Source organism: Pseudomonas sp. SWRI51, from assembly GCF_014268825.1.
Lineage (GTDB): Bacteria > Pseudomonadota > Gammaproteobacteria > Pseudomonadales > Pseudomonadaceae > Aquipseudomonas > Aquipseudomonas farsensis.
Window position 1 is genome coordinate 1 of the sequence record NZ_JABWRG010000167.1, and the last position, 2,966, is coordinate 2,966.

The following is a 2,966-nucleotide window of genomic DNA, read 5'->3' on the forward strand; positions in this document are numbered from 1 at the left end:
CGGAATTGGTAGACGCGCTGGTTTCAGGTATCAGTGACTTAACGGTCGTGGAAGTTCGAGTCTTCTCCTGGGCACCATACAAAAACCCACTAGCTTGCTAGTGGGTTTTTTCTTGCCTGCGATTTATGCAACCACCGCCCTGCCCTGGCCGCTGGCCATGAATTTCCCGTCATGCGGCCACTTGAGAAACGATTTCGTTTACCATTGTTTCTGAATATGTAGCCGTAAGCGAGGAAGTACCCGCATGACGATCCGTCCGCAACCGCTGATGCGCACCCTGGCCGCTGCCGTCCTGAGCCTGGTGATTGGCGCTCCGGCCGCCCTGGCAGACGCACCGGCCAGCCTGACCATGTACAACGGTCAGCACAAGGAAATCGGCGAAGCCATCGCCAAGGCCTACGAGGCCAAGACCGGCATCCGCATCAATATTCGCAAAGGCAGCAGCAACCAGCTGGCCAGCCAGATCATCGAGGAAGGCGACCGCTCGCCGGCTGACATCATCTATACCGAAGAATCCCCGCCGCTGAACAACCTCGGCGAACTGGGCCTGCTGGCCAAGATCGACGATGCCACGCTGAACATGCTGCCTAAAGAGTATGTCGGCGCCAACGGCACTTGGATGGGCGTCACTGCCCGCACCCGCGTGGTGGTGTTCAACCCGAAGAAGATCGACGAGAAAGACCTGCCGACCTCGGTCATGGACTTCGCCAGCCCAGAATGGGACGGCCGCGTCGGCTACGTTCCGACCAGCGGTGCATTCCAGGAGCAGGCTGTAGCCATCCTCAAGATGCACGGGCGTGAAGCCACCGAAGAATGGCTGACCGGCCTTAAAGCCTTCGGCAAGACCTACACCAACAACATGGTTGCCCTCAAAGCCGTAGAAAAAGGTGAAGTCGCTGCGGTGCTGGTGAACAATTATTACTGGTACGCCCTGGAGCGCGAGCGCGGCAAGCTTGACTCCAAGCTGTACTACCTGGCCGATGGCGATGCCGGCAACCTGGTGACCATTTCCGGCGCAGCTGCGGTAAAAGCCAGCAAACACCCGAAAGAAGCCCAGGCCCTGCTCAACTGGATGGCCAGCGAAGAAGGCCAGCGCGTGATCACCCAGACCACCGCTGAATACCCGCTGCATAAAGGCATGGTCTCCGACCGTGGCCTGAAGCCGTTCGATGAGCTGCGCCCGCCGAAAATCTCCCCCGCCGACCTTGGCAATGCCGAAGAAGCCATCGAGCTTGAGCGCGAGGTTGGCCTGCTCTGATGACCGCCGCCCTGTCCACGCCGCCCCCGGTACGCTTCGTGCCGGGCCGCAAGCGCCCTTCTGTATGGGTGGTGCTGCCCGTGCTGTTCCTGGTGGCAATGAGCTTGCTGCCACTGCTGTACGTAGGCCTCAAGGCCTGGGAAGCCGGCTGGCGCGAGGCGCTGCACCTGCTATGGCGCCCGTTCGTCTGGGGGCTGATGCGCAACACGCTGATGCTCATGGCCGGGGTGACACTGGTGTGCATGGTGGTCGGCATGGCCTTGGCCTGGCTGCTCGAACGCAGCAACCTGCCGGGCCGTCGCCTGTGGGGCGTGGTGCTGTGCCTGCCATTTGCCGTGCCGTCGTTCGTCAGCAGCTTCACCTGGGTGTCGCTGAGTTCGGACTTCGAAGGCCTCGGCGGGGCGATTCTGGTCATGGCGCTGTCGAAATACCCGCTGGTGTTTCTGCCTGTGGCGGCGACACTGCGCAACCTCGACACCTCGCTCGAGGAGTCGGCGCGTACGTTGGGCTGTAGCCGCTGGGGCGTGTTCGTCAAAATCACCCTGCCGCTGCTGTGGCCGTCGATGCTGGCCGGTGCATTGCTGATTGCCCTGCACATGCTGGTGGAGTTCGGCGCGCTGTCGATCCTTGGCCTGCAGACGTTCACCACGGCGATCTACCAGCAGTTCGAACTGGAATTCAGCAACGCCAACGCCGCCATGCTGTCGGCGGTACTACTGGCGCTGTGCTTGATCATGCTGTGGCTGGAACTGCGCGTGCGTGGCAAGGCTCGCCATGTACGCATTGGCCAAGGTGTGGCGCGCCGTGCGCAGCCCGTGCGCCTGCGCGGCTGGACGCCGCTGGCGCAGCTTTTCTGCCTGGGCCTGGCGATACTGGGCAGCGGCATTCCGCTGGCCATGCTCGGCTACTGGCTTAGCGTCGGCTCGTCCGCAGCCTTCCCGGTGGCGGCAATCAGCAAGGCGCTGGTGACTTCGTTATCGGTTTCGCTGGGTGGCGCAGGGTTCTGTGTGCTGCTGGCGCTGCCGATCAGTTTCCTGGTGGTGCGCTACAAGGGCCGCCTGGCGATCTGGGCCGAACGCCTGCCGTATTTGCTGCATGCCCTGCCGGGGCTGGTGATCGCGCTGACGCTGGTGTTCTTCGCCCTGCACTATGTGCCGGCGCTGTACCAGACCACCGCGCTGCTGATTCTGGCGTACGCCCTGCTGTTCCTGCCGCTGGCCCAGTCGCCGGTGCGCACGGCGCTGAACAAGGCCTCACCGACCCTTGAAGAGGCAGCACGGACCTTGGGCGCGAGCAGTTTCACAGCGTTTTGCCGCGTGACCCTGCCGATTATCTTCCCGGCCATGGCGGCGGCATTCGCCCTGGTGTTTCTGGATGCCATGAAGGAGCTGACCGCAACCTTGCTGCTCAGCCCGACAGGCATGACCACCTTGGCCACCGAGGTGTGGGCGCATACCGCCAACGTCGAGTTTGCCGCAGCAGCACCTTATGCGGCGCTGTTGATTGTGGTGTCGGGGTTGCCGGTGTATCTGCTGACGACGCGGATGTATCTGAACCGGGCGTAGGCCATACCGGCCGCCAGCTCCCACAGGGTCTGGATAAGGCCTCAATATTGCGACTGTGCGCGGTCTCTGTGGGAGATTCTATGGTTTTGTACAAGCCTGTTCCCACTAGACATATCTCCTTGTGGCGAGCTCCCTTGTGGCGA

Annotated in this window: 2 protein-coding genes; both read left to right on the plus strand. The window is 62.3% G+C overall.

Features of this window, described 5'->3' with window-relative positions:
* Positions 1-244 precede the first annotated feature (244 nt).
* Positions 245-1,258, plus strand: coding sequence for an extracellular solute-binding protein (locus HU720_RS23805; protein WP_186523599.1), 1,014 nt, complete (start codon positions 245-247; stop codon positions 1,256-1,258).
* Positions 1,258-2,823, plus strand: coding sequence for an iron ABC transporter permease (locus HU720_RS23810; protein ID WP_186523600.1), 1,566 nt, complete (start codon positions 1,258-1,260; stop codon positions 2,821-2,823). Before HU720_RS23805 ends, HU720_RS23810 begins: the two co-directional genes overlap by 1 nt.
* Positions 2,824-2,966 lie beyond the last annotated feature (143 nt).